This is a genomic window from Azohydromonas lata (assembly GCF_034427735.1).
GTDB classification, from domain to species: Bacteria; Pseudomonadota; Gammaproteobacteria; order Burkholderiales; family Burkholderiaceae_C; genus Azohydromonas; species Azohydromonas lata.
This window is the reverse complement of record NZ_JAXOJX010000167.1, coordinates 1-1377: the sequence shown is the minus strand read 5'-3', so window position 1 is coordinate 1377 and position 1377 is coordinate 1. Positions and strand designations below refer to the sequence as shown.

At 69.1% G+C, this 1377-nt stretch carries 1 protein-coding gene; it reads left to right on the top strand.

All coding sequences use genetic code 11. The annotated features are described in order from the left end of the window. Window positions 1-1377, top strand: a 1377-nt coding sequence (locus SM757_RS34785) for a beta strand repeat-containing protein (RefSeq protein ID WP_322468832.1), incomplete at both ends; no start/stop codon positions are given.

Genomic DNA, 1377 nt, shown 5'->3' with positions numbered 1-1377 from the left:
CACCACCACGGTGGCAGACACGGGCAACGCCACGGTGGACAACGTGGCGCCCACGGTGACTGACGCCAACGTGAGCATCAGCGGCGCCACGGGCACGGGCGGCGCGTTCAAGATCGGCGACACGGTCACGGCCACGTGGACCAATGTGGGCGGCGACGCCAACGCCGACATCAGCGGCGTGACGTTCGACTTCAGCGCGTTCGGCGGCGGCACGGCCGTGGCGGCGACCAACGTCAACGGCGTGTGGACGGCGAGCTACACCCTCGTGGCCGGCAGCATCGATGCCACCAGCCGCAACGTGTCGGCGACGGTGACGGACAACGCGGGCAACACCGCGACGGCGGCCGACACGACCAATGCCACGGTGGACAACGTGTCGCCCACGGTGACTGACGGGCACATCGGCATCAGCGGCGCCACGGGCACGGGCGGCGCGTTCAAGATCGGCGACACGGTCACGGCGGCGTGGACCAACACGGCCCAAGGCGACAACAACACCGACATCAGCGGCGTGACGTTCGACTTCAGCGCGTTCGGCGGCGGGGCTGCCGTGGCGGCGACCAACGTCAACGGCGTGTGGACGGCGAGCTACACCCTCGTGGCCGGCGGCATCGACCTCACCAACCGCAACGTGTCGGCGACGGTGACGGACGACGCGGGCAACACCACGACGATGGCCGACACGAGCAATGCCACGGTGAACAACGTGGCGCCCACGGTGACGGACGCCAACGTGAGCATCAGCGGTGCCAGCGGCAGCGGCGGAACCTACAAGATTGGCGACACGGTCACGGCCACCTGGACCAATGTGGGCGGCGAGAACAACGCCGACACCATCAGCGGCGTGACGTTTGACTTCAGCCAGTTCGGCGGCGGTTCCGCCGTGGCGGCGACCAACGTCAACGGCGTGTGGACGGCCAGCTACACCCTCGTGGCCGGCGGCATCGACCTCACCAACCGCAACGTGACGGCGACGGTGACGGACGACGCGGGCAACACCGCGACGACGGCCGACACGAGCAACGCCACGGTGGACAACGTGGCGCCCACGGTGACTGACGCCAACGTGAGCATCAGCGGCGGCAGCGGCACGGGCGGGGCCTACAAGATTGGCGACACGGTCACGGCCACCTGGACCAATGCAAGCGGCGACGCCAACGCCGACACCATCAGCGGGGTGACGTTCGACTTCAGCCAGTTCGGCGGCGGTAGCGCCGTGGCGGCGACCAGCGTCAACGGCGTGTGGACGGCGACCTACACCCTCGTGGCCGGCAGCATCGACGCCACGAGCCGCAACGTGTCGGCGACGGTGACGGACAACGCGGGCAACACCACCACGGTGGCAGACACGGGCAACGCCACGGTGGACAACGTGGT